The sequence below is a fragment of the Williamsia serinedens genome (genome assembly GCF_024171725.1).
GTDB classification, from domain to species: Bacteria; Actinomycetota; Actinomycetes; order Mycobacteriales; family Mycobacteriaceae; genus Williamsia_A; species Williamsia_A serinedens.
Map to the genome: position 1 here is coordinate 1 of NZ_JAMTCG010000017.1, position 2,056 is coordinate 2,056.

1 rRNA gene is annotated in these 2,056 nt (G+C 57.0%); it reads left to right on the forward strand.

Annotation, left to right across the window (positions count from 1 at the left end):
• Nucleotides 1–175 precede the first annotated feature (175 nt).
• Nucleotides 176–1,685 (forward strand): 16S ribosomal RNA (locus LX12_RS21620).
• Nucleotides 1,686–2,056 lie beyond the last annotated feature (371 nt).

Here is a 2,056-nt window from a genome sequence, read left to right on the forward strand (position 1 = left end):
GGGTGTGTGTTCTTTGAGAACTCGATAGTGTGTCGACAATTGTTGGTGAAGTTTTTGTTTGCCTGCGGTGTTTGTCAGTGGATGCCGTGGGTTTTTTGGATTGTTTGGTCAGGTTTTGCTTTCCTGATTGTGTTGAGACGCCGACCTTTTTGGGTTGGTTTTGTTTCACGGTTTTTTCATGGAGAGTTTGATCCTGGCTCAGGACGAACGCTGGCGGCGTGCTTAACACATGCAAGTCGAACGGAAAGGCCCTTCGGGGTACTCGAGTGGCGAACGGGTGAGTAACACGTGGGTGATCTGCCTCGTACTCTGGGATAAGCCTGGGAAACTGGGTCTAATACCGGATAGGACCTCTGGTCGCATGGCTGGTGGTGGAAAGTTTTTCGGTACGAGATGGGCCCGCGGCCTATCAGCTTGTTGGTGGGGTAATGGCCTACCAAGGCGACGACGGGTAGCCGGCCTGAGAGGGCGACCGGCCACACTGGGACTGAGACACGGCCCAGACTCCTACGGGAGGCAGCAGTGGGGAATATTGCACAATGGGCGCAAGCCTGATGCAGCGACGCCGCGTGAGGGATGACGGCCTTCGGGTTGTAAACCTCTTTCACCAGGGGCGAATGTGACGGTACCTGGAGAAGAAGCACCGGCCAACTACGTGCCAGCAGCCGCGGTAATACGTAGGGTGCGAGCGTTGTCCGGAATTACTGGGCGTAAAGAGCTCGTAGGCGGTTTGTCGCGTCGTTCGTGAAAACCCGATGCTTAACATCGGGCGTGCGGGCGATACGGGCAGACTTGAGTACTACAGGGGAGACTGGAATTCCTGGTGTAGCGGTGAAATGCGCAGATATCAGGAGGAACACCGGTGGCGAAGGCGGGTCTCTGGGTAGTAACTGACGCTGAGGAGCGAAAGCGTGGGTAGCGAACAGGATTAGATACCCTGGTAGTCCACGCCGTAAACGGTGGGTACTAGGTGTGGGTTCCTTTCACGGGATCCGTGCCGTAGCTAACGCATTAAGTACCCCGCCTGGGGAGTACGGCCGCAAGGCTAAAACTCAAAGGAATTGACGGGGGCCCGCACAAGCGGCGGAGCATGTGGATTAATTCGATGCAACGCGAAGAACCTTACCTGGGTTTGACATACACCAGACGCTGGTAGAGATATCAGTTCCCTTGTGGTTGGTGTACAGGTGGTGCATGGCTGTCGTCAGCTCGTGTCGTGAGATGTTGGGTTAAGTCCCGCAACGAGCGCAACCCTTGTCCTGTATTGCCAGCGGGTTATGCCGGGGACTTGCAGGAGACTGCCGGGGTCAACTCGGAGGAAGGTGGGGATGACGTCAAGTCATCATGCCCCTTATGTCCAGGGCTTCACACATGCTACAATGGCCGGTACAGAGGGCTGCGATACCGTGAGGTGGAGCGAATCCCTTAAAGCCGGTCTCAGTTCGGATCGGGGTCTGCAACTCGACCCCGTGAAGTCGGAGTCGCTAGTAATCGCAGATCAGCAACGCTGCGGTGAATACGTTCCCGGGCCTTGTACACACCGCCCGTCACGTCATGAAAGTCGGTAACACCCGAAGCCGGTGGCCTAACCCTTGTGGAGGGAGCCGTCGAAGGTGGGATCGGCGATTGGGACGAAGTCGTAACAAGGTAGCCGTACCGGAAGGTGCGGCTGGATCACCTCCTTTCTAAGGAGAACACAACAGCCCGTGCCTGCACCGTTCGTGTGTGGGGTGGGTGTGTTCATCTGTGAGCGCCAGCAAGCCCATGTGCCGGCCCCGGTATTCGTCCGGGGGTGGTGGGGTTTCGTTCCACCGTGAGGTGGGGTGGGTCGATGCACTATCGGGTCCTGAGAGAACACACGTTTTCTCGGTAGTCCACTATCGCGCTGCCCGGTAACAGCCGTGGTGTGCCGGCCCCTCGGGGGTGGGTGTGCCTGTCGTGGTTGGGGTGTGTGGGTGATGGGTGTGTGTTGTTTGAGAATTGCACAGTGGATGCGAGCATCTTTATTTGATTTTGTTGTTTGTAAGTGTGTAAGGGCGTTCGGTGGATGCCTTGG